This is a genomic window from Citrobacter freundii complex sp. CFNIH4, from assembly GCF_002934505.1.
Lineage (GTDB): Bacteria > Pseudomonadota > Gammaproteobacteria > Enterobacterales > Enterobacteriaceae > Citrobacter > Citrobacter freundii.
The window spans coordinates 3,738,409-3,759,578 of sequence record NZ_CP026231.1 but is presented as its reverse complement, the minus strand read 5'-3'; the positions used below and the strand labels follow the sequence as shown (position 1 = coordinate 3,759,578).

22 protein-coding genes are annotated in these 21,170 nt (G+C 50.6%); 10 read left to right on the top strand and 12 right to left on the bottom strand.

The window, feature by feature from the left end:
* Positions 1 to 781 precede the first annotated feature (781 nt).
* The 9 genes from tdcA (at position 782) to C2U41_RS19185 (ending at position 12,536) form a co-directional block, all read left to right on the top strand.
* Positions 782 to 1,720, top strand: coding sequence for a transcriptional regulator TdcA (tdcA, locus tag C2U41_RS19225; protein WP_003024882.1), 939 nt, complete (start codon positions 782 to 784; stop codon positions 1,718 to 1,720).
* A 98-nt stretch (positions 1,721 to 1,818) separates the two neighbouring features.
* Complete coding sequence (tdcB, locus tag C2U41_RS19220) at positions 1,819 to 2,808, top strand: bifunctional threonine ammonia-lyase/L-serine ammonia-lyase TdcB (RefSeq protein ID WP_003024877.1); 990 nt, start codon at positions 1,819 to 1,821, stop codon at positions 2,806 to 2,808.
* 22 nt (positions 2,809 to 2,830) lie between these two features.
* Complete coding sequence (tdcC, locus tag C2U41_RS19215) at positions 2,831 to 4,162, top strand: threonine/serine transporter TdcC (protein WP_003024875.1); 1,332 nt, start codon at positions 2,831 to 2,833, stop codon at positions 4,160 to 4,162.
* Positions 4,163 to 4,193: 31 nt separating this feature from the next.
* The gene (tdcD, locus tag C2U41_RS19210; protein ID WP_103848561.1) at positions 4,194 to 5,402 is read left to right on the top strand and encodes a propionate kinase; all 1,209 of its coding nucleotides are present in this window, start codon (positions 4,194 to 4,196) and stop codon (positions 5,400 to 5,402) included.
* A gap of 28 nt (positions 5,403 to 5,430) precedes the next feature.
* The gene (gene pflB, locus C2U41_RS19205) at positions 5,431 to 7,725 is read left to right on the top strand and encodes a formate C-acetyltransferase (protein ID WP_003024871.1); all 2,295 of its coding nucleotides are present in this window, start codon (positions 5,431 to 5,433) and stop codon (positions 7,723 to 7,725) included.
* 13 nt (positions 7,726 to 7,738) lie between these two features.
* The gene (locus C2U41_RS19200) at positions 7,739 to 8,134 is read left to right on the top strand and encodes an enamine/imine deaminase (RefSeq protein ID WP_003024870.1); all 396 of its coding nucleotides are present in this window, start codon (positions 7,739 to 7,741) and stop codon (positions 8,132 to 8,134) included.
* Between the two features lie 87 nt (positions 8,135 to 8,221).
* Positions 8,222 to 9,586, top strand: a complete 1,365-nt coding sequence (tdcG, locus tag C2U41_RS19195; protein ID WP_032937305.1) for an L-serine ammonia-lyase — start codon at positions 8,222 to 8,224, stop codon at positions 9,584 to 9,586.
* 283 nt (positions 9,587 to 9,869) lie between these two features.
* Positions 9,870 to 11,201 (top strand): amino acid permease, encoded by a 1,332-nt coding sequence (locus tag C2U41_RS19190; RefSeq protein ID WP_016151027.1) that lies wholly within the window; start codon positions 9,870 to 9,872, stop codon positions 11,199 to 11,201.
* A gap of 24 nt (positions 11,202 to 11,225) precedes the next feature.
* A complete protein-coding gene (locus C2U41_RS19185) occupies positions 11,226 to 12,536 on the top strand; it encodes an L-cysteine desulfidase family protein (RefSeq protein ID WP_032937307.1) in 1,311 nt (436 codons plus the stop codon).
* 54 nt (positions 12,537 to 12,590) lie between these two features.
* Here the strand turns inward: C2U41_RS19185 and C2U41_RS19180 are convergent, their stop codons facing one another.
* Together C2U41_RS19180 and C2U41_RS19175 are read right to left on the bottom strand one after the other, a co-directional pair.
* Entirely contained in the window at positions 12,591 to 12,740 is a 150-nt protein-coding gene (locus C2U41_RS19180; RefSeq protein WP_003841507.1) for a hypothetical protein, read from the bottom strand.
* A gap of 26 nt (positions 12,741 to 12,766) precedes the next feature.
* A complete protein-coding gene (locus C2U41_RS19175; RefSeq protein ID WP_032937309.1) occupies positions 12,767 to 13,468 on the bottom strand; it encodes a pirin family protein in 702 nt (233 codons plus the stop codon).
* 104 nt (positions 13,469 to 13,572) lie between these two features.
* Between C2U41_RS19175 and yhaJ the strand changes: the two genes are divergently transcribed.
* A complete protein-coding gene (gene yhaJ / locus C2U41_RS19170) occupies positions 13,573 to 14,469 on the top strand; it encodes a DNA-binding transcriptional regulator YhaJ (protein ID WP_003024855.1) in 897 nt (298 codons plus the stop codon).
* 109 nt (positions 14,470 to 14,578) lie between these two features.
* On the opposite strand, the gene C2U41_RS19165 is transcribed toward yhaJ, so the two are convergent.
* The 10 genes from C2U41_RS19165 to exuR all read right to left on the bottom strand — a co-directional run bounded on the left by C2U41_RS19165 (position 14,579) and on the right by exuR (position 21,161).
* Complete coding sequence (locus C2U41_RS19165) at positions 14,579 to 14,944, bottom strand: DUF805 domain-containing protein (protein WP_003024853.1); 366 nt, start codon at positions 14,942 to 14,944, stop codon at positions 14,579 to 14,581.
* An 864-nt stretch (positions 14,945 to 15,808) separates the two neighbouring features.
* Positions 15,809 to 16,795, bottom strand: coding sequence for a glutathione S-transferase family protein (locus C2U41_RS19155; RefSeq protein ID WP_032937311.1), 987 nt, complete (start codon positions 16,793 to 16,795; stop codon positions 15,809 to 15,811).
* Between the two features lie 72 nt (positions 16,796 to 16,867).
* Positions 16,868 to 17,260: a DoxX family protein gene (locus C2U41_RS19150; RefSeq protein ID WP_181013970.1), complete on the bottom strand. Its 393-nt coding sequence runs from the start codon at positions 17,258 to 17,260 to the stop codon at positions 16,868 to 16,870.
* Positions 17,261 to 17,433: 173 nt separating this feature from the next.
* Positions 17,434 to 17,733 carry a YqjK-like family protein gene (locus C2U41_RS19145; RefSeq protein WP_003024845.1) on the bottom strand — a complete coding sequence of 100 codons (300 nt, stop codon included), beginning with the start codon at positions 17,731 to 17,733 and terminating at the stop codon, positions 17,434 to 17,436.
* Positions 17,733 to 18,128 carry a phage holin family protein gene (locus C2U41_RS19140; RefSeq protein ID WP_003024834.1) on the bottom strand — a complete coding sequence of 132 codons (396 nt, stop codon included), beginning with the start codon at positions 18,126 to 18,128 and terminating at the stop codon, positions 17,733 to 17,735. The genes C2U41_RS19145 and C2U41_RS19140 overlap by 1 nt, the downstream gene beginning before the upstream one ends.
* Positions 18,129 to 18,130: 2 nt before the next feature.
* The gene (locus C2U41_RS19135; RefSeq protein ID WP_003024832.1) at positions 18,131 to 18,436 is read right to left on the bottom strand and encodes a DUF883 family protein; all 306 of its coding nucleotides are present in this window, start codon (positions 18,434 to 18,436) and stop codon (positions 18,131 to 18,133) included.
* 33 nt (positions 18,437 to 18,469) lie between these two features.
* Positions 18,470 to 18,838: a DUF1090 domain-containing protein gene (locus C2U41_RS19130; protein ID WP_003024825.1), complete on the bottom strand. Its 369-nt coding sequence runs from the start codon at positions 18,836 to 18,838 to the stop codon at positions 18,470 to 18,472.
* A gap of 148 nt (positions 18,839 to 18,986) precedes the next feature.
* The gene (mzrA, locus tag C2U41_RS19125) at positions 18,987 to 19,355 is read right to left on the bottom strand and encodes an EnvZ/OmpR regulon moderator MzrA (protein WP_162838710.1); all 369 of its coding nucleotides are present in this window, start codon (positions 19,353 to 19,355) and stop codon (positions 18,987 to 18,989) included.
* A gap of 18 nt (positions 19,356 to 19,373) precedes the next feature.
* Positions 19,374 to 20,036, bottom strand: coding sequence for a DedA family general envelope maintenance protein YqjA (gene yqjA / locus C2U41_RS19120; RefSeq protein ID WP_003024820.1), 663 nt, complete (start codon positions 20,034 to 20,036; stop codon positions 19,374 to 19,376).
* 348 nt (positions 20,037 to 20,384) lie between these two features.
* Positions 20,385 to 21,161, bottom strand: coding sequence for a transcriptional regulator ExuR (gene exuR, locus C2U41_RS19115; protein ID WP_003024817.1), 777 nt, complete (start codon positions 21,159 to 21,161; stop codon positions 20,385 to 20,387).
* Positions 21,162 to 21,170: the final 9 nt, after the last annotated feature.

Genomic DNA, 21,170 nt, shown 5'->3' with positions numbered 1-21,170 from the left:
ACAGGTATGGCTGGAACGGGTTTTGTAGGCCGGATAAGGTGTTTACACCGCCATCCGGCAGACGTTATACCTGTCGCGTTACGCTTGGTTTAACACGACTCTGGCGTTTATTTTCTCTTCATCTACTCTTTATTTGACCTTTATTTATGCGCTGAACGTCTTTTATTTGAGGGAATGCGTTGTGGGGTATTTTCGTTTTTGTGATGGCTAGCACAAAACGCTGCGCGATACGTTTTTATCGAGAATAATCGAACGCAATCGATCGCCATTACAAAATTACGCGCTAATAAATTGCATAAAATCACTGTTAATGCAATGTTGCATATGATGCTTTATTGTGTGATTTTAATTAACCATTAATAAATGCAATGTTTCTTTACAAACAAATATGGCGAAAAAATGTGATGCATGGCGTTATTTAATCACCACAAACGGTAAAATATAATTATATTTGATAAATTACTCATTAAATTTAAGTGTCATTCTGCCCGATAATTGCGCTGTAATTGATTGAAATATAGCCTTTCCTGGTTTTTAGAAATAACAGATAAAATGGCGATGTTATAGCCATAAAAAATCGTTATCCCCCCATCTTTTTTTGATTAAAGTCAGGGTGAAGTGAGATATTTATTTCATATCTATATGATTTATAGGTGGTTTTATTTTTTATAATAGTCTTACAAAATGTAAGTCAAGGGGATTTGTGAGGGGTAGCACATATCCTTGTTTGCTTAATTTGGTACACTTCCTGCCGTCAACAAAGTAATTAACGCAGGTCGATATGAATACTATTACACTCCCTAAAACACAGCACTTAGTGGTCTTTCAGGAAGTCATTAGAAGCGGTTCTATCGGCTCAGCTGCAAAAGAATTAGGTTTAACTCAACCCGCTGTCAGTAAAATCATCAACGATGTTGAGGCTTATTTTGGTATTGAGTTAGTTGTACGTAAAAATACTGGTGTGACATTGACTCAGGCAGGTCAGGTGATGCTCTCATGGTCTGAATCAATTACCCGTGAAATGAAAAACATGGTTGATGAGATGAACAGCATGACGAGCAATGCGGTCGTTGATGTGTCGTTTGGTTTTCCTTCACTGATTGCCTTCACCATCATGTCCGGCATGATTAAAAAATTCAAAGAGGTATTCCCGAAAGCACAGGTTTCTATGTATGAAGCTCAGCTCTCCTCGTTCTTACCGGCAATCCGTGACGGGCGTCTGGATTTTGCCATCGGTACGCTGAGCGATGAGATGAAACTGCACGATCTGCATGTGGAGCCGCTCTTTGAGTCAGACTTTATCCTGGTTGCCAGCAAGTCCCGAACATGCACCGGCATCACCTCGCTGAGCGCGTTGAAAAACGAACAGTGGGTGTTGCCACAAACGAATATGGGGTACTACAGCGAACTTCTTACCACGTTACAGAATAATGGCATCAGCAGTGAAAACATCGTTAATACTGACTCCGTCGTCACCATTTATAATCTTGTTCTCAATGCTGATTTCTTAACAGTAATTCCCTGCGATATGACCACACCGTTTGGCTCAAACCAGTTTATTACTATCCCGGTACAAGAAACTTTACCCGTCGCGCGTTATGCCGCCGTGTGGTCGAAAAATTATCGAATTAAAAAAGCAGCATCTATTTTGGTGGAATTAGCCAAAGAGTATTCATCATATAATTGTCGGAGACGAAGGCAATTAATTGAAATTGATTAAAGATTGAAATTGTTTTAACAAAAAATAAACGCCATCTGTCTATATCTGACAATGGTCACGGCTATCTATTTACTTTAATACCCTAGTAAGAGGTTCTAATGCACATTACATACGATCTCCCAGTTGCAATTGAAGATATCCTCGAAGCGAAAAAAAGACTGGCGGGGAAAATTTATAAAACGGGAATGCCTCGCTCTAACTATTTTAGTGAACGTTGCAAAGGGGAAATTTTCCTCAAGTTTGAAAACATGCAGCGTACCGGTTCATTTAAAATCCGTGGCGCTTTTAACAAGCTCAGTTCCTTAACAGAAGCCGAAAGAATGAAGGGCGTGGTGGCTTGCTCTGCAGGTAACCATGCGCAAGGGGTTTCTCTCTCCTGCGCTATGCTCGGTATCGACGGCAAAGTGGTGATGCCGAAAGGCGCACCGAAGTCTAAAGTAGCGGCAACCTGCGATTATTCCGCGGAAGTTGTGCTGCATGGCGACAACTTCAACGACACCATCGCTAAGGTTAGCGAGATTGTGGAAACGGAAGGCCGTATCTTTATTCCACCATATGATGACCCGAAAGTTATTGCTGGTCAGGGCACTATTGGTCTGGAAATTCTGGAAGATCTGTACGATGTCGATAACGTGATTGTGCCAATTGGCGGTGGTGGACTGATTGCGGGTATTGCGGTGGCAATTAAATCTATTAACCCGACCATTAAAATTATTGGCGTGCAGTCTGAAAACGTTCACGGCATGGCGGCTTCTTTCCACGCTGGAGAAATAACCACGCACCGAACGACCGGCACCCTGGCAGATGGTTGTGACGTCTCTCGCCCGGGTACTTTAACGTATGAAATCGTTCGTGAGTTGGTGGATGACATTGTCCTGGTCAGCGAAGATGAAATTCGCAACAGCATGGTGGCATTAATTCAGCGAAATAAAGTTGTAACTGAAGGTGCCGGTGCGCTGGCATGCGCAGCATTATTAAGCGGGAAATTAGATAGCTATATCCAGAACAGAAAAACAGTCAGCATTATTTCTGGCGGTAATATCGACCTTTCTCGTGTATCTCAAATTACTGGTTTAGTTGACGCTTAATATACTTCGTTGAGGATAGGATATGAGTACTACTGATAGCATTGTATCCAGCCAGACAAAACAGTCGTCCTGGCGCAAATCGGACACCACCTGGACACTGGGTTTATTTGGTACTGCCATCGGCGCTGGGGTGCTGTTCTTCCCTATCCGCGCAGGTTTTGGCGGACTGATCCCCATTCTGATCATGCTGGTGTTAGCATACCCCATCGCGTTCTATTGCCACCGTGCGCTGGCACGCCTGTGTCTTTCCGGTTCTAATCCTTCCGGTAACATCACAGAAACGGTTGAAGAGCACTTTGGTAAAACGGGCGGCGTGGTTATCACGTTCCTCTACTTCTTTGCGATTTGTCCGCTGCTGTGGATTTATGGCGTCACCATTACCAACACCTTTATGACCTTCTGGGAAAACCAGCTGCAGATGCCAGCATTGAACCGTGGCTTCGTGGCGCTGTTCCTGTTGCTGCTGATGGCATTCGTCATCTGGTTTGGTAAAGATCTGATGGTTAAAGTGATGAGCTACCTGGTATGGCCGTTCATTGCCAGCCTGGTGCTTATCTCTCTGTCACTGATTCCTTACTGGAACTCAGCGGTTATCGATCAGGTTGATATCAGCAATATCGCTCTGACTGGCCATGACGGCATCCTGGTTACCGTATGGCTGGGTATTTCCATCATGGTGTTCTCTTTCAACTTTTCGCCAATCGTTTCTTCCTTCGTGGTCTCTAAACGCGAAGAGTATGAGAAAGATTTCGGTCGCGAATTTACCGAGCAGAAATGTTCTAAAATCATCTCCCGCGCCAGTATGCTGATGGTTGCGGTGGTAATGTTCTTCGCCTTTAGCTGCCTGTTCACGCTGTCTCCGGCAAACATGGCGGATGCGAAAGCGCAGAACATTCCAGTACTGTCTTATCTGGCGAACCACTTCGCTTCACTGTCCGGGACGAAGTCCACCTTCGCGACCGTTCTGGAATACGGTGCTTCTATTATCGCCCTGGTTGCTATCTTCAAATCGTTCTTCGGCCACTACCTGGGTACGCTGGAAGGTCTGAACGGTCTGGTGCTGAAGTTTGGTTACAAAGGCGATAAGACCAAAGTTTCCGCCGGCAAACTGAACACCATCAGCATGATCTTCATCATGGGCTCCACCTGGGTTGTGGCTTACGCCAACCCGAACATCCTGGACCTTATTGAAGCAATGGGCGCGCCGATTATTGCCTCTCTGCTCTGCCTGCTGCCGATGTATGCCATCCGTAAAGCGCCATCACTGGCGAAATACCGTGGCCGTCTGGATAACGTGTTTGTTACCGTGATTGGTCTGCTGACCATCCTGAACATTGTCTACAAACTGTTTTAATCCTTAAGCTCAGGATGAGCGGAGTAGTGAAATGAATGAGTTTCCGGTAGTACTGGTTATTAACTGTGGTTCGTCTTCCATTAAATTCTCAGTGCTGGATGCAGCTAACTGTGAAGTTTTAATGGCGGGAATCGCGGACGGTATTAACTCTGAAAATGCGTTCATAGCAATTAATGGAGGAGAGCCAGCTAAGCTGGCTCACCACAGCTACGAAGACGCATTGAAAGCAATTGCCGTTGAACTAGAGAAACGTAATTTAATGGACGGCGTGGCCTTAATTGGCCACCGCATTGCCCACGGCGGAAATATCTTTACCGAATCAGCAATTATTACTGACGAAGTTATCGATAATATCCGCCGGGTATCGCCGCTAGCACCGTTACATAATTATGCGAACCTGAGTGGGATCGAATCTGCTCAGCACCTTTTCCCTGGCCGGCAGCAGGTTGCGGTATTTGATACCAGCTTCCACCAGACGATGGCCCCTGAAGCCTATTTGTACGGTTTACCGTGGAAATATTTCGAAGAGTTGGGCGTTCGTCGTTACGGCTTCCATGGTACGTCGCATCGCTATGTTTCTCAGCAAGCGCATGACCTTCTCGACCTGCAGAGTGATGACTCGGGTCTGGTTGTGGCTCACCTGGGGAACGGCGCGTCAATCTGTGCGGTGCGTAACGGCCAGAGCGTTGATACCTCAATGGGCATGACGCCGCTGGAAGGGTTGATGATGGGGACACGCAGTGGCGACGTTGATTTCGGCGCGATGGCGTGGATTGCCAGCGAAACCAACCAGACGCTGAGCGACCTTGAGCGCGTAGTGAATAAAGAGTCCGGTTTACTGGGTATTTCCGGTTTGTCCTCTGACTTACGTACGTTAGAAAAAGCCTGGCACGAGGGACATGAGCGTGCGCAGCTGGCGATTAAAACGTTTGTGCATCGTATCGCGCGTCATATCGCCGGCCATGCCGCATCGTTGCATCGTCTTGATGGGATTATTTTCACTGGTGGAATAGGTGAGAACTCGGTATTAATTCGTCGTCTGGTTATTGAGCACCTTGCCGTTTTAGGCGTGAATATCGACAACGAAATGAATAGTCTGCCAAATTCCCATGGTGAAAGAATTATCTCAAATAAAGATGCTCGTGTTATTTGTGCGGTTATTCCCACAAATGAAGAGAAAATGATTGCACGTGATGCCATTGCATTAGGCAAAATTAATACCCCAGTAGCATTTGCATAATTAATTTTCAGCAGAGAGATTATTTTTCATGAAGGTAAATATCGATACCAGCGATATGCTGTATGCCGAAGCCTGGAATGGCTTTAAAGGTACGGACTGGAAAGAAGAAATTAATGTCCGTGATTTTATTCAGCACAACTATACGCCTTATGAAGGGGATGAATCTTTCCTCGCCGAAGCAACGCCTGCGACCACTGCATTGTGGGAAAAAGTTATGGCGGGCATCCGTATTGAAAACTCGACGCACGCGCCGGTTGATTTCGATACCAATATTGCTACCACGATAACCGCGCATGATGCGGGTTATATTGAACAAGAACTGGAAAAAATCGTTGGTCTGCAAACGGATAAGCCGCTCAAGCGCGCTCTGCATCCGTTTGGCGGCATCAACATGATCAAAAGCTCTTTTGATGCTTATGGTCGTGAGATGGATGCTGATTTTGAATACCAGTTTACTGAACTGCGTAAAACCCATAACCAGGGCGTATTCGACGCCTACTCTCCGGATATGCTGCGCTGCCGTAAATCCGGCGTGCTGACCGGTCTGCCGGACGGCTATGGCCGTGGCCGTATTATCGGTGACTATCGCCGCGTGGCGCTGTACGGTATCCGCTACCTGGTGCGCGAGCGTGAACTGCAGTTTGCCGATCTCCAGTCGAACCTGGAGTGGGGCCAGAATCTTGAAGCCACGATTCGCCTGCGTGAAGAGCTGTCTGAGCACCGTCGCGCTCTGCTGCAAATGCAGGAAATGGCGGCGAAGTATGGCTGCGATATCTCCCGCCCGGCACGTAATGCGCAGGAAGCGGTGCAGTGGGTGTACTTTGCTTACCTGGCTGCGGTGAAATCGCAGAACGGCGGCGCGATGTCGCTGGGCCGTACCGCATCGTTCCTCGACATCTACATTGAGCGCGATTTCAAAGCGGGGATTTTAAACGAGCAGCAGGCGCAGGAGCTGATCGACCACTTCATTATGAAGATCCGTATGGTGCGCTTCCTGCGTACGCCGGAATTCGACACCCTGTTCTCAGGCGACCCTATCTGGGCGACCGAAGTTATCGGTGGTATGGGGCTTGATGGCCGCACGCTGGTGACGAAGAACTCGTTCCGCTATCTGCATACGCTGCACACCATGGGCCCGGCACCAGAGCCGAACCTGACGGTGCTGTGGTCTGAACAGCTACCAATCGCCTTCAAAAAATACGCCGCCCAGGTGTCGATCATTACCTCGTCTTTACAGTACGAAAACGACGATTTGATGCGTGCCGACTTTGACAGCGATGACTATGCCATTGCCTGCTGCGTCAGCCCGATGGTTATCGGCAAACAAATGCAGTTCTTCGGGGCGCGTGCCAACCTCGCCAAAACGTTGCTGTACGCAATCAACGGCGGTGTGGATGAGAAGCTGAAAATCCAGGTCGGGCCGAAAACGGCACCGCTGATGGATGACGTGCTGGACTACGACACGGTGATGGAGAGCCTGGACCACTTTATGGACTGGCTGGCCGTGCAGTACATCAGCGCGCTGAACATCATCCACTACATGCACGACAAGTACAGCTACGAAGCATCGCTGATGGCGCTGCACGATCGTGATGTCTATCGCACGATGGCCTGTGGTATGGCGGGTCTGTCCGTGGCGGCGGATTCTCTGTCGGCTATCAAATATGCTCGCGTGAAACCGATTCGCGATGAAAACGGTCTGGCGATTGATTTTGAAATCGAAGGAGACTATCCGCAATACGGCAACAACGACGAGCGCGTAGACAGTATTGCCTGCGATCTGGTCGAGCGCTTTATGAAGAAAATTAAAGTGTTGCCAACCTACCGTAACGCGGTGCCGACGCAGTCCATTCTGACCATCACCTCCAACGTGGTGTACGGACAGAAAACTGGTAACACGCCGGACGGACGTCGCGCAGGTACGCCGTTTGCGCCAGGGGCAAACCCGATGCACGGCCGCGATCGTAAAGGTGCGGTGGCGTCGTTAACCTCGGTCGCCAAACTGCCGTTCACCTATGCCAAAGACGGTATCTCGTACACCTTCTCTATTGTACCGGCAGCGCTGGGCAAAGAGGATGGAGTGCGTAAAACCAACCTGGTCGGTCTGCTGGACGGTTACTTCCACCATGAAGCGCATGTGGAAGGTGGTCAGCATCTGAACGTTAACGTTATGAACCGTGAAATGTTGATGGATGCCATTGAGCACCCGGAAAACTATCCGAACCTGACGATCCGCGTGTCTGGCTATGCGGTGCGCTTCAACGCGCTGACCCGCGAACAGCAGCAGGATGTTATTTCACGTACTTTCACCCAGGCGCTCTGACGCCGGAGGGACTATGAGAAAAGTTATTGCAACCGAATGTGCGCCAGGGGCTATCGGGCCTTACGTACAGGGTGTGGATCTGGGCAGCATGGTGTTGACGTCAGGTCAAATCCCGGTGTGTCCACAGACCGGTGAAGTGGCTGAAAACGTATCCGATCAGGCGCGTCAAAGCCTGGAAAACGTGAAAGCGATTGTCGAGTCTGCAGGTTTGAAAGTGAGCGATATCGTCAAGACCACCGTTTTCGTTTCCGACCTGAACGACTTCGCCACCATCAATCAGGTTTACCAGCAGTTCTTTGATGAGCATAAGGCAATCTACCCTACACGCAGCTGCGTGCAGGTCGCCCGCTTACCAAAGGATGTGAAGCTGGAGATTGAAGCCATCGCCGTACGTGGCGACACGCTGTAATCCCTTGCGGGGCGATCTCAGGATCGCCCCGATCCTTAATGAGTGTGAAACCTGGTCTTCACTGAACGGCAATCCGAGGGTGTGGATATGATTAGCGCATTCGATATTTTCAAGATTGGCATTGGACCTTCCAGCTCCCATACCGTGGGGCCAATGAACGCTGGTAAAAGCTTTATCGATCTGTTGGTCAGCTGCGGGGAACTTTCCAAGGCTACACATATTGTGGTCGATCTTTATGGATCGCTTTCCCTGACCGGAAAAGGTCATGCAACAGATGTCGCCATCATGATGGGACTGGCCGGTAACAGTCCGCAAAATGTTAATATAGATTCAATCGCTGGTTTTACTCAGGAAGTGGCCCGTACCGGACGTTTACCGGTTGCAGGGGGCACGCATGTTGTCGATTTTTCCCCAGACGAAAATATTCTCTTTCATACCGAAACGCTGCCGCGCCATGAAAATGGTATGCGTATCACAGCGTGGAACGGCAGCGAGACGCTATTAAGCAAAACCTATTACTCCGTCGGCGGTGGTTTTATCGTTGAAGAGGAGCAATTTGGTCAGGCGCATGATGTTGAAGCACACGTACCCTACAATTTTCATTCCGCCAGCGAACTGCTGAAACTGTGCGAGCGCAACGGGCTGTCTGTTTCCGGCCTGATGATGCAAAACGAACTGGCGATGCGCAGCAAAGAAGAAATCGATGCTGGCTTTGCTGCCATTTGGGACGTTATGCACGCTGGAATTGAGCGCGGCATGAACACCGAAGGCGTACTGCCGGGTCCACTGAACGTCCCGCGCCGCGCCGTGGCATTACGTCGGTTGCTGGTTTCCAGCGATAACCTGTCCAGCGACCCGATGAACGTTATCGACTGGATCAACATGTTTGCGCTGGCCGTGAGCGAAGAAAACGCCGCCGGATGCCGGGTTGTGACGGCACCGACCAATGGAGCATGTGGGATTATCCCTGCTGTCCTGGCCTATTACGACAAGTTCCGCCGCCCGGTGAATGCAAACTCCATTGCCCGCTACTTACTGGCCGCTGGGGCGATAGGCGCGCTGTATAAGATGAATGCCTCTATTTCTGGTGCCGAAGTGGGTTGCCAGGGGGAAATTGGCGTCGCTTGTTCAATGGCAGCAGCCGGGCTGACCGAGTTGCTCGGCGGTAGCCCGTCTCAGGTGTGTATTGCGGCGGAAATCGCCATGGAGCATAACCTGGGACTGACCTGCGATCCGGTCGCCGGACAGGTACAAATACCGTGTATTGAGCGCAATGCGATCAACGCGGTAAAAGCCGTCAACGCTGCGCGTATGGCGCTACGTCGAACATCTGAGCCACGCGTTTCGCTCGATAAAGTGATCGAGACCATGTATGAAACGGGCAAAGATATGAACGACAAATACCGTGAAACGTCACGTGGTGGTCTGGCTATCAAAGTGATTTGCACTTAACTAAATTTGTGTTTATTTCTCCTTTGGGCGCACTTGAGTGCGCCCTTTTTTTTGTTGTGATCCGCTTCAAAAAGGGAAATTAATCCCATTTTGTAAATATAAAATAGAAAAATTTTATTAAACATTATGAAATGAGGGGGTATTTATGTGAAGTTTTTCTCTGACCCTCGGCGTATGATTTCTCCATTCTAACGAACTCGCCTGCACGACTCGTACCGCGTATCGCATTGATGCGGAACGGAAAAATAATAAAACCTTACCCTACATTTTGAGCGAGATTTTTATGGAAACGGCAACGAATAACAGCGTAATACTCGACGCATCTGCTCCGGCGCGTCGGGCGGGGATGACCGAAAGTGAATGGCGTGAAGCCATTAAATTCGACAGCATGGACACTGGCTGGGTCATTATGAGTATCGGTATGGCAATTGGCGCGGGGATTGTTTTTCTTCCCGTCCAGGTAGGATTGATGGGGCTGTGGGTGTTCTTACTCTCTTCTATCATCGGCTATCCAGCCATGTATTTGTTCCAGCGCCTGTTTATCAACACGCTGGCTGAGTCCCCAGAGTGTAAAGACTACCCGAGCGTGATCAGCGGCTATCTGGGTAAGAACTGGGGCATCCTGTTAGGTGCGTTGTATTTTGTGATGCTGGTTATCTGGATGTTTGTCTATTCCACCGCCATCACCAACGATAGCGCCTCTTATCTGCACACGTTTGGCGTTACTGAAGGTTTACTGTCCGACAGCCCGTTCTATGGCCTGGTGCTGATTTGCATCCTGGTGGCCATCTCGTCACGCGGGGAAAAACTGCTGTTTAAAATCTCCACCGGCATGGTGCTGACCAAGCTGCTGGTAGTGGCAGCGCTTGGCGTATCGATGGTTGGGATGTGGCATTTGTATAACGTAGGTTTACTGCCGCCGATGGCGCTGCTGATCAAAAACGCGATCATAACGTTGCCATTTACGCTGACCTCAATTCTGTTTATTCAGACATTAAGCCCGATGGTTATCTCGTATCGTTCTCGCAACAAATCCATTGAAGTGGCGCGCCATAAAGCCCTGCGAGCGATGAATATCGCGTTCGGTATTCTGTTCGTGACCGTCTTTTTCTACGCCGTTTCCTTCACGTTGGCGATGGGCCATGACGAAGCGGTTAAAGCTTATGAGCAGAATATTTCCGCTCTGGCGATTGCCGCGCAGTTTATCAGCGGTGCGGGTGCTGGTTGGGTGAAAATCGTCAGCGTAGTTTTGAACATCTTTGCCGTTATGACCGCTTTCTTCGGCGTCTACTTAGGTTTCCGTGAAGCGACTCAGGGGATCGTAATGAACGTGCTGCGCCGCAAAATGCCAGCCGAGAAAATCAACGAAACCCTGGTTCAGCGCGGCATTATGATTTTTGCCATCCTGCTGGCCTGGAGTGCAATTGTGCTCAATGCGCCAGTACTGAGCTTCACCTCTATTTGTAGTCCTATCTTCGGCATGGTGGGTTGTCTGATCCCGGCCTGGCTGGTCTACAAAGTTCCTTCACTGCACAAATACAAAGGCGCTTCCCTGTATCTGATTATTATCACGGGCCTGCTGCTGTGCGTTTCTCCGTTCCTGGCATTTTCCTGAGTTATCTGAGCAAAGGTTGTTGTTATGTTTGAGACTACATTGAATCCATTATGGGATAGTTTTATCCGCGCGGTACAGGAAGAGGTTAAGCCTGCGCTGGGTTGTACGGAACCTATCTCTCTGGCGCTGGCGGCAGCGGTCGCATCCTCTGAGCTGGACGGCGCGGTTGAACGTATCGATGCGTGGGTCTCACCGAACCTGATGAAAAACGGCATGGGCGTTACCGTGCCGGGTACCGGAATGGTCGGGTTACCTGTCGCGGCGGCGCTGGGTGCGCTGGGGGGAAATGCCCGTGCTGGTTTAGAGGTACTGAAAGATGCGTCGCCCCAAGCAATCGCTGATGCGAAAGCGATGTTGAGCGCTGGCAAGGTTGCGGTGATGCTGCAGGAACCTTGCGAGGATATCCTCTTTTCCCGCGCGAAGGTTTACAGCGCTGAAGGATGGGCGTGCGTGACGATTGTGGGCGGTCATACCAACATCGTCCACATCGAGACCAATAAGGGTGTAGTGTTCACCACAGAACAGAATACTCAGGAAGAGGAGCTGGAGTCGCCGCTGGCGGTATTGTCTCACACATCGCTGGAAGAGATTCTGGCGTTCGTGAACGCGGTACCGTTTGAGTCGATCCGCTTTATTCTTGATGCGGCAAAGCTGAACGGTGCGCTGTCTCAGGAAGGGCTGCGCGGTAACTGGGGCTTGCACATCGGAACCACGCTTGAGAAGCAGTGCGCGCGTGGCCTGCTGGCGAACGATCTCTCCACCTCTATTCTGATCCGCACCAGTGCGGCATCGGATGCGCGAATGGGCGGGGCGACGCTGCCGGCCATGAGCAACTCCGGATCCGGCAATCAGGGGATTACCGCGACTGTTCCGGTCATGGTGGTGGCCGAGCACTTTGGCGCGGATGAGGAGAAACTGGCACGTGCGCTAATGTTGTCTCACCTGAGCGCTATCTACATCCATCATCAGCTTCCGCGTTTGTCTGCGCTGTGCGCAGCAACCACAGCGGGGATGGGCGCAGCAGCGGGGATGGCATGGATCGTGGATGGCCGCTACAACACCATCGCGATGGCGATCAGCAGCATGATTGGCGACGTGAGCGGAATGATTTGCGATGGCGCTTCAAACAGCTGCGCGATGAAAGTCTCAACCAGCGCATCTGCGGCGTGGAAAGCGGTGCTGATGGCACTGGATGATACTGCCGTAACCGGAAACGAAGGGATTGTGGCGCATAACGTGGAACAATCTATCGCTAACCTGTGTGCGCTGGCGTGTCGGTCGATGCAGGAAACCGACAAGCAGATCATTGAGATCATGGCCAGTAAGGCGCATTAATCTCCAGGTCGGGTAGGGCGTTGCCGCCACCCGGCATAAGTCTAAGCCGCCTTTTCAGGCGGCTTCTTCGTCTTCCAGCCGTAGCTCGGCATCGGCCACAATCGCTTCCAGCTCTGTCAGCATTTCTTCATAGCCGAAGGCAACTGTTTCCTGTTTTTTCAGCTCAACCTGCGGCTGGCGTTTTTTTGATGATTTCTTGCTCAATAGTCGTACTCCATTGTTTTCCCTGACTATACGGGCAAATCTATCAGCAAAGCGCGCAGCTGGGTATCGGCGACTAACGTTATGTTAGTTTCGTCACGAATAAATGCCCCATCGCCACAGGTGAGCGCTTCTTTTTCGGCGCCAGATGTCACCGCATGGAATCTGCCGTGAATCGACTGTAAATAAGCGCGTGGCCCATGTAACTGAAAACTCAGCGATTCACCTTGCTGCAGTTCAACGTGGTGCACCCATACCTGTTGGCGCAGATGCAGGCTGCCTTGTTCACCGTCCGGCGAGGCCAGCAGCTGATGCTTACCGGTACCCAGCGTGGCTTTCTGTACGCAGGCGTTTTCACGCTGCGGGCAGGCGTCCAGCCAGAGCTGCATCCGCGTTAACGGTTTGTCTTTGCTGATATTGTGTTCGCTATAGCTAATCCCGGGCTGTGTCGCGAGCAGTAAAACTTCGCCTGCTTTGGCCTTGATATGGTTGCCTTCGCTGTCTCGGTACTCCGCTTCCCCTTCGAGGATCAGATTGACGATATCCACCTTCGGATAGGTCCGCGGCTGGAAAGAGGCCCCCGGTGCCAGAACTTCCTGGTTCAGAACACGCAGCGAGGCATAACCCAGCAGTTTAGGATCAAAATAGTGTCCAAAGGAGAAGGTATAACGGGCCTGCAGCCAGCCGTAGTCTGCTTGCCCGCATTGTTTGGCTGTACGGGTAGTAATCATAGTTCTTGACCTCTCTTTACTTCCTTTTATGTTAAATGGCTAGACGCTGCATTGTTAGCCAGATATTCTGCCCGGTATGTTCAAATTTCCTGAATGAGAACGAGATGGCTAAAGAAAGGGCTTTAACGCTTGAGGCGTTACGCGTCATGGACGCAATAGACAGGCGCGGCAGCTTTGCCGCCGCCGCAGACGAACTGGGGCGCGTGCCTTCCGCACTTAGCTATACCATGCAGAAGCTGGAGGAAGAGCTGGACGTGGTACTGTTTGACCGTTCAGGCCACCGTACAAAATTCACTAACGTCGGGCGTATGCTGCTGGAGCGTGGGCGCGTACTGCTGGAAGCTGCGGATAAGCTGACTACCGATGCCGAAGCGTTGGCTCGCGGATGGGAAACGCATTTGACTATCGTTACCGAAGCACTGGTGCCAACGGCGGCGTTTTTCCCGCTGATCGACAGACTGGCCGGGAAGGCCAATACCCAGCTTTCCGTCATTACCGAAGTTCTGGCCGGGGCGTGGGAGCGTCTTGAGCAGGGGCGGGCGGATATCGTGATTGCGCCGGATATGCATTTTCGCTCATCTTCCGAAATCAACTCGCGCAAGCTGTACTCGCTGATGAACGTGTATGTGGCGGCACCGGATCATCCTATCCACCAGGAGCCGGAACCGTTATCGGAAGTCACCCGCGTGAAATACCGTGGGATCGCTGTGGCGGATACCGCACGTGAACGTCCGGTGTTGACCGTTCAACTGCTGGATAAACAGCCGCGTCTGACGGTGAGTACGATAGAAGATAAACGTCAGGCGCTGTTGGCCGGATTGGGCGTAGCGACAATGCCGTACCCGCTGGTGGAAGAGGATATTGCAGCTGGTCGACTGCGGGTCGTTAGTCCGGAATCGACAAGCGAGATAGATATTATTATGGCCTGGCGTCGTGACAGCATGGGCGAGGCGAAATCCTGGTGTCTGCGAGAAATTCCCAAGCTGTTTGCGGGTAAATAGCCTGACTGTTACGCCGGATGCGGTGCAATTGCACCTTATCCGGCCTACAGGACGGAGATATGTTGTAGGCCTGATAAGCTAACGCCTTCAGGCATCTATACGTACTACGTCAGGACAGCTGTTTGGGGTCAGCGCCGAAGCGATTGCTCCCCGGAGTGCCGTTTTGACAGTTGAAAATGATGATGACCAACCAGCCGACGATCGGGATCAATAGCACCAGCAGCCACCAGGCTGAACGGTCGGTGTCATGTAAACGCCGAAACTGTACCGCCCACCACGGGATAAAGACCAGAACCCCGTAAATCGTCGTTAATATGCCTTCTCCTCCGGCGCGTTCCCAGCCAAGCATTCTGTCCAGAATGCCCAGCACGAACGTGAAGATGATGTTGACCAGCACAAACATCCAGTATTCTTTACGACGCGCGCGGCCACCAAAACCAAAGTAATTCTTTAATACGTTTAAATACCAATCCATTTTTGCCTCGTTCTGCGTTCAATTACTTGTTTTTAAAGCAATCAAATTAAGAATAGCTGCGAATGGAATGCTGGTAAATATTTGTGTTGTTAATTATTTGGCCTCCAAACGGGCAATGCCGATCAGTTAAGCATGTATGGTGAACATGTGATTCTTGCTCAGGGTTCCGTTCACCTCATGTGCGTTGCTTCTCTGATATCTTTATACCCGTGAACGGGCAAGGGAGGCTCACCGCCGCCTCCCTTGCAACCCAGGCTCCCGGCGGGAAAATCGTCGCTGCGCGATGTATTCGTCTTATTCCGTCTGCCTGTCGGGTCGGGGCCGAGCCTGCGTCCATGCAGGCCGTCCCCTCTGCCCGCATCCCTGCGGGCAGCCCCGGTCAGCCGTCAACGCCTCATCGATTTTCAGCCGGACCGGGGTCATCGCTGTAATGCTCTGACTTCCAGTTAAATCTGATTTGCTGTTCAGATATATTCAAAAAAAACGCAGATGGTCAGGTGTGGGCTGGTCCGGCTGAAAATTGCCGACGTGTTTCCGTAAGGCCGGGAGAACCCGCATGGATGCGGGTTCAGGGCGCGTTTTACAGGGATGTTTCCTCGCGCCCGACCCGGTAGCCTGGAGGAATAAGCGGAGGGTATTGCATAGCAACAATTTTCCTGCCGGGAGCCGGGATTGTAAAGGGCGTGGCGGAGAACGCCCTTTACACGTTCACAGGAATCGGTGCTTCAGAGAAACGATGAACATGAGGTGAACGGAACCCTTTCCCTGAAATAACATATTCATTACCTCCGCCAGCACATGTTGATGCCTTTCGAAACTGAGGCGTTAACTGAACAGCATTACCCAAACGGAGGCCAGTGTAAATCAGGCGAAACGCTCGTCACGCCCATGAGGTTCGCTGAGATCCTGCCACGGGCCGATTGAAATAATACCGGTCGGGTTGATTGTTTTGTGGCTACGGAAGTAGTGATGACGGATATGGTCAAAGTTGACGGTCTCCGCAATGCCCGGCATCTGGTAGATATCGCGCAGAAAACCGTACAGATTCAGATAGTCACTGATGCGGTGTTTGTCGCACTTGAAGTGGGTGACATAAACCGGATCAAAGCGCACCAGCGTGGTCCACAGGCGAATATCGGCCTCAGTTAGCTGGTCACCGGTCAGGAAGCGATGCTGACCCAGGATCTGCTCCAGTCGTGCCAGAGATTGAAAGACTTTTTCCACGGCATCGTCGTAGGCTTCCTGGCTGGTGGCAAATCCCGCTTTATACACGCCGTTATTGACGTTGTCATAAATCCAGCCGTTCAGCTCGTCGATTTTACTTTGCAGGGCAGGTGGATAGTAATCCCCGGCTTTCGCACCCAGCGCATCAAACGCAGTGTTAAACATGCGGATGATTTCTGCAGATTCGTTGCTGACAATAGTGTGGTTTTTTTTGTCCCACAGTACCGGAACGGTCACCCGACCGCTGTAGTGCGGATCGGCGTGTAAATAGAGCTGATAAAGAAATTCGTGCTGATACAGGGTATCGCCGGTTGCCGCTGGGAAGTTGTCGTCAAAGGTCCAGCCGTTTTCCAGCATTAGCGGATGCACAACGGAAACGGAAATAAACGGTTCCAGCCCTTTAAGTTTACGCAAAATCAGTGTGCGATGTGCCCACGGACAGGCCAGAGAAACGTACAGATGATAACGGTCTTTTTCGGCAGCAAAGCCACCTTCACCGGTCTGGCCAGGCGTGCCATCTGCGGTGAGCCAGTTACGGAAAGCCGATGCAGAACGTTGAAATTTCCCACCGGTTGATTTGGTATCGTACCAGGTGTCATGCCAGATGCCGTCAATCAGTTGTCCCATGATTTTCGTCTCCTCAGATAGCAAAAACGAGGAGATATCTCCTCGCTTTTTGATGTGTTCAGTATAGTTTGCTTACCACTTTTTATTCAGTACGCGGTCAATACTGAATGCGCCCGGACCGGTGATAGCCAGCAGCAGGAAGCCGCCTGCGATGGTCAGGTTTTTCATAAACATCAGAGAGTTCACACCTTCCGCAAAGTTACTGTGGAAGAGGAATGCCGTCAGCAGCGTGAAGCCTGCGGTGAACAGCGCGGTAGTACGGGTCAGGAAACCGAACAGAATTGCCAGACCGCCGCCAAACTCAAGCAGAATCACCAGCGGCAGCATAAATCCAGGGACGCCCATGGCTTCCATGTACTGTTGGGTACCTGCATATCCGGTGATTTTTCCCCAACCTGCGGTAATAAACAGGATTGACATCAGAATGCGCGCTACCAGTACACCAACATCTTCTAATTTCTTCATCATACTCTCCAGGAAACCACTCAGGCGGCTTATTGTGTTTTTTTGTGCAACGACGCTGCTGAGCGCGTCGTTGCTGTCGATGAAGAGAATAATAAACGTGGCTAATGAGAATTGTTAGCAAGGAAAACTGTCAGTATTTTTCAAAATTTTTGAGGTTGGGAGTAGGGAAGGGATTAGCCGCGCAGTTGCTGCTGTCTGATGGTCGATTTCACCAGACGCCAGATGCTCCAGACGCTAAAGCCGCGTTTGGCCCAGCGGACCAGCAGATTTGGGTTACGGATGGTGCGAACCGCCATAATACTGCTCCCGACTAACACCCAGCCGCGCAGGTTCAACAGCGTCTTCCAGCCACGATCGTAGACCTCGGTGGCTTCCAGCCAGTCGCGGCGAGTAGCAGACAGATCCAGCCGTTGCTGCTGGATCTGTCCAAGCAGTTGCGCCTTACGTTGTTGACGTTCGACTTTACTGCTCATTATGCGTCATCCTCCAGAGCCCGCCTGTCGTTCGCGAGTTCATTGCGCGTATGGCGTAGCAGCGTTGTTTTACGCGCTTTACGCAGCGTCCATATCCCGCCAATCAGCGCTAACAGCAACAGCACTACGGTGGTGGCAATCATGGCGTTCAGTCGGTATTGAGGGTCAATGGCCCAGATGATAAGTACCATCAGGCTCATCAGGCCAAACGCCGCGAACAGCATAGTCAGCCCAAGCATCAGCAGGATCTGGATGAGGTTGGCTTTTTCCTCTTCCAGCTCAACGACGGCCAGCCGCAGCCGCGTCTCTACGATCTCAACGAGAATCGTCAGGATCCGCTGTCCAATACCCAGTACGCCTTTGCCTGGACCTTGTGCGTGTTGAGAATCAGCCATTGTTAACGGCGCGACAGCAGTACACCAAGCACCACACCGACTGCAGCGCCAATGCCGACGCCTGTCCATGGGTTTTCGCGCACGTAGTTATCGGCTTTAGCCGCGGCCTCACGGGTCTGTTTGGCAATCACATCGCTGGTTTCACTCAGACGATGGCGGCTCTCGCGCAGCGCATGTTCGGCTTTGCTGCGAATTTTACTCATCTCTTCCTTCGACTTATCGCCAGAAGAGCTAAGTACTTCTTCAAGCGTATCCGCAAGAGATTTCAGCTCAGCGCGCAGGTTTTCCGTAGCATTATCTTTCGACATAGTTTTCTCCAGTTGAGTGGCTAGTTACCGTACTTAGTAATCGCGGGTCTCGAGTTCTTTTAGCTCTTTCTGAGCTTCAGCAAGCTTATGTTCGCGCTTTGCTACCTTATCCGCATCGCCTTTTTGCTTAGCTTCGGCTAAGTCACGTTGACGCTCGGCAATCTCATTTTTCTGCTCGGCGATTTTTTTCTGATGGTTGGCGCGCAGTTTGCTGTCAGTACAGTTTGCCCTGACTTCGCTCAGCGCTTTGTTCAGCCCATTGATGCGGCTCTGATTATTGTGTTTTTCGGCATAGCTAATCTCCCGCTGAATGTCTTGTTCTTTTTCCTGACAGAGGGTGTTGGCGTAGCTGCCGGCACTTAGAGCGAAAAGGCTAATTGCCAAAGCGATGCGGTATTTCATTCTTGAACCTTCCATTGTGATTCGACCTCGTCGTTTAGGGTCGATGCTCCAGAATAATAAAACGTTGGGTCATAAGCCCAGTTTATTAATCATAGGCGCTAAACGGTGAAATCACCAAAGTGAGTGATCTAATTCAGATTCCTGGAAATTAACCAAAGCGGTGTGGAGTATCACGTAAGCGGGATAACCACTGCACCGCCTGATTATCATCATCCTGCTGAGCGATAACGAAACCGTGCGGTAACGTTCGATCAAGTACGACCTTTGCCGCTGCGCTCTGCGCGCTGGAATCAAAGGTAATCAGCAGTGCGTCATTTTGCGGAGTGATGCTTTTAAAACGAATGCCGTTGGCATCCAGGTGATGCCAGATAGAGAAGCCATCAGGCATGCTGGCTCCCTGGTTTACGGCACGAATGGCAAGCGTTGATTCCTGCTGGCGAATGACAGACCAGGTCAGGAGCAACGCGCCAATGAACAACATAAAAGTGGTGGACCAGGCAAGTCGTCGGAGCGTTATGCATGATTTCAGCATAATTTACCCTCGGTTCCCGTATTTCTTCTTCCAAAGAACAACCAGTGAACCTGCCAGACCAAACACCAGTAACACCACAGGAAGCAGCATCAGACAAGACATCAGCTGATCTTCATATTTGAGAAACACCGGAGTTTTGCCCAGCAGATAACCAAGCGTTGTGAGAATCAAAACCCAAAGCAGTCCACTCATCCAGTTGAAGAACTGAAAGCGCGCATTGTTCAGGCCGGACAATCCTGCGATGGTCGGCAGTAATGTTCTGACAAACGCGATGAAGCGACCGACCAGCAGCGCAGACAAGCCATGCTTATGGAACAGATGATGCGCGCGCTGATGGTAATGCGCGGGCAGATGAGATAGCCAGTTTTGTACTGTGCGGGTATTCCCCAGCCATCGCCCCTGGATATAGCTAAGCCAGCAACCCAGGCTGGCTGCGGTAGTGAGCAGCAGTACCGTTTGCGGGAAACCCATCGCGCCTTTGGCGATAAGTACGCCGACCAGCACCAGTAGACTGTCGCCAGGTAAAAAGGCCGCTGGCAGCAGTCCGTTTTCCAGAAACAAAATGGTAAATAGTACGAAATAGAGCATGCCAATCATGGAAGGATTGGCCAGCGTTTCAAAATCCTGAGCCCATAAAGCATTCAGTAATTGAGTCAGTAGTTCCATTCAATATTCCTGGAGAATCGGTTGTCGTCATGCCGGTTTTCTGGAGTTTGTAACGCCGCAATTTTATTGGTGTTTTTTACATGGATCGCGGTCTGACACAAATTCACGGCCTGAACTATTCCCTGTAAAGTTGTGAAGTAAGCAAGCTCTCAAACACAAAAATTCAAATAGCATCTAATTGTAACAAAGGTCAACGTTGTCCGTTATAGAAATTACGGTTGTTGAACTGTGATTTTGCTTATCGCAATGGAGGGAGGCGAGAGGATTTACACAGGCTGACACTTTATACCTAATGCTTACCAAGCAGGAGAAACAGGCGCTTTGTCGCGCCTGCATCGAAAAGATTGCTTATTTAGCGCTGTTAACTGCCGTATCGAGATGAACGACCGGATTTTCTGCAAAAAGATAACGATCGGCGTTGAACTCAAAATCATCGCTGGTCTCATTGAACAACATGATTTTGGTATTCTCCAGGTGCTGCCACATCGCCAGTTTTGCCGCATTGGGATCTTTACGGATCAGTGCTTTGAGAATTTGATCATGGTCATCACACCAGTTATCGACGGTACGTGCGTCGATATGCTCGTGCAGTTTTTTCCAGTACGGGTTGTGGCTGCGCTGGGTCCACATTTTTTCCACAATGGCGGCCAGCGCTGAGTTCTGCGTGGCTAGCGCGACCTGAATATGAAACTGCAGATCCCATTCGGAATCGCGGAAGCATTTTTCATTCCGCGCATGCTCTTGAATGTCCATCAGTTTCATGATGTCTTGCTTGGTAACCTGCGTAGCAGCAAATTCAGCGATATTGCTTTCAATCAACTGACGAGCCTGAAGCAGCTCGAAAGGACCATAATTGGCGAATTCAAGCGATTCGTCGGTGGCCTGCTGGTGACGGGCCTGGTTCGAAATGACATGAATGCCAGAACCTTTGCGCACTTCTACATAGCCCTCAACTTCGAGCATGATAATCGCTTCACGAACCACGGTACGGCTGACATTTTTTTCATCGGCGATAAAGCGTTCTGCGGGGAGTTTTTCACCCACCAGATAGACGCCCTGCTCAATGCGTTCTTTCAGATCAGCGGCAAGTTGTTGGTACAAACGTCGTGGTTCAGTGATTTCCATATGCGCTCC

Bases quoted from the DNA above. Each gene is read 5' to 3' on its own strand.
- tdcA (WP_003024882.1), top strand. From the start codon at position 782: ATGAATACTATTACACTCCCTAAAACACAGCACTTAGTGGTCTTTCAG.
- tdcC (WP_003024875.1), top strand. From the start codon at position 2,831: ATGAGTACTACTGATAGCATTGTATCCAGCCAGACAAAACAGTCGTCC.
- tdcB (WP_003024877.1), top strand. From the start codon at position 1,819: ATGCACATTACATACGATCTCCCAGTTGCAATTGAAGATATCCTCGAA.
- C2U41_RS19130 (WP_003024825.1), bottom strand. From the start codon at position 18,838: ATGAAATACCGCATCGCTTTGGCAATTAGCCTTTTCGCTCTAAGTGCC.
- pflB (WP_003024871.1), top strand. From the start codon at position 5,431: ATGAAGGTAAATATCGATACCAGCGATATGCTGTATGCCGAAGCCTGG.
- C2U41_RS19165 (WP_003024853.1), bottom strand. From the start codon at position 14,944: ATGGATTGGTATTTAAACGTATTAAAGAATTACTTTGGTTTTGGTGGC.
- C2U41_RS19155 (WP_032937311.1), bottom strand. From the start codon at position 16,795: ATGGGACAACTGATTGACGGCATCTGGCATGACACCTGGTACGATACC.
- exuR (WP_003024817.1), bottom strand. From the start codon at position 21,161: ATGGAAATCACTGAACCACGACGTTTGTACCAACAACTTGCCGCTGAT.
- C2U41_RS19175 (WP_032937309.1), bottom strand. From the start codon at position 13,468: ATGATTACTACCCGTACAGCCAAACAATGCGGGCAAGCAGACTACGGC.
- C2U41_RS19145 (WP_003024845.1), bottom strand. From the start codon at position 17,733: ATGAGCAGTAAAGTCGAACGTCAACAACGTAAGGCGCAACTGCTTGGA.
- yhaJ (WP_003024855.1), top strand. From the start codon at position 13,573: ATGGCTAAAGAAAGGGCTTTAACGCTTGAGGCGTTACGCGTCATGGAC.
- C2U41_RS19200 (WP_003024870.1), top strand. From the start codon at position 7,739: ATGAGAAAAGTTATTGCAACCGAATGTGCGCCAGGGGCTATCGGGCCT.
- tdcG (WP_032937305.1), top strand. From the start codon at position 8,222: ATGATTAGCGCATTCGATATTTTCAAGATTGGCATTGGACCTTCCAGC.
- C2U41_RS19135 (WP_003024832.1), bottom strand. From the start codon at position 18,436: ATGTCGAAAGATAATGCTACGGAAAACCTGCGCGCTGAGCTGAAATCT.
- C2U41_RS19150 (WP_181013970.1), bottom strand. From the start codon at position 17,260: ATGAAGAAATTAGAAGATGTTGGTGTACTGGTAGCGCGCATTCTGATG.
- C2U41_RS19140 (WP_003024834.1), bottom strand. From the start codon at position 18,128: ATGGCTGATTCTCAACACGCACAAGGTCCAGGCAAAGGCGTACTGGGT.
- tdcD (WP_103848561.1), top strand. From the start codon at position 4,194: ATGAATGAGTTTCCGGTAGTACTGGTTATTAACTGTGGTTCGTCTTCC.
- yqjA (WP_003024820.1), bottom strand. From the start codon at position 20,036: ATGGAACTACTGACTCAATTACTGAATGCTTTATGGGCTCAGGATTTT.
- C2U41_RS19185 (WP_032937307.1), top strand. From the start codon at position 11,226: ATGTTTGAGACTACATTGAATCCATTATGGGATAGTTTTATCCGCGCG.
- C2U41_RS19190 (WP_016151027.1), top strand. From the start codon at position 9,870: ATGGAAACGGCAACGAATAACAGCGTAATACTCGACGCATCTGCTCCG.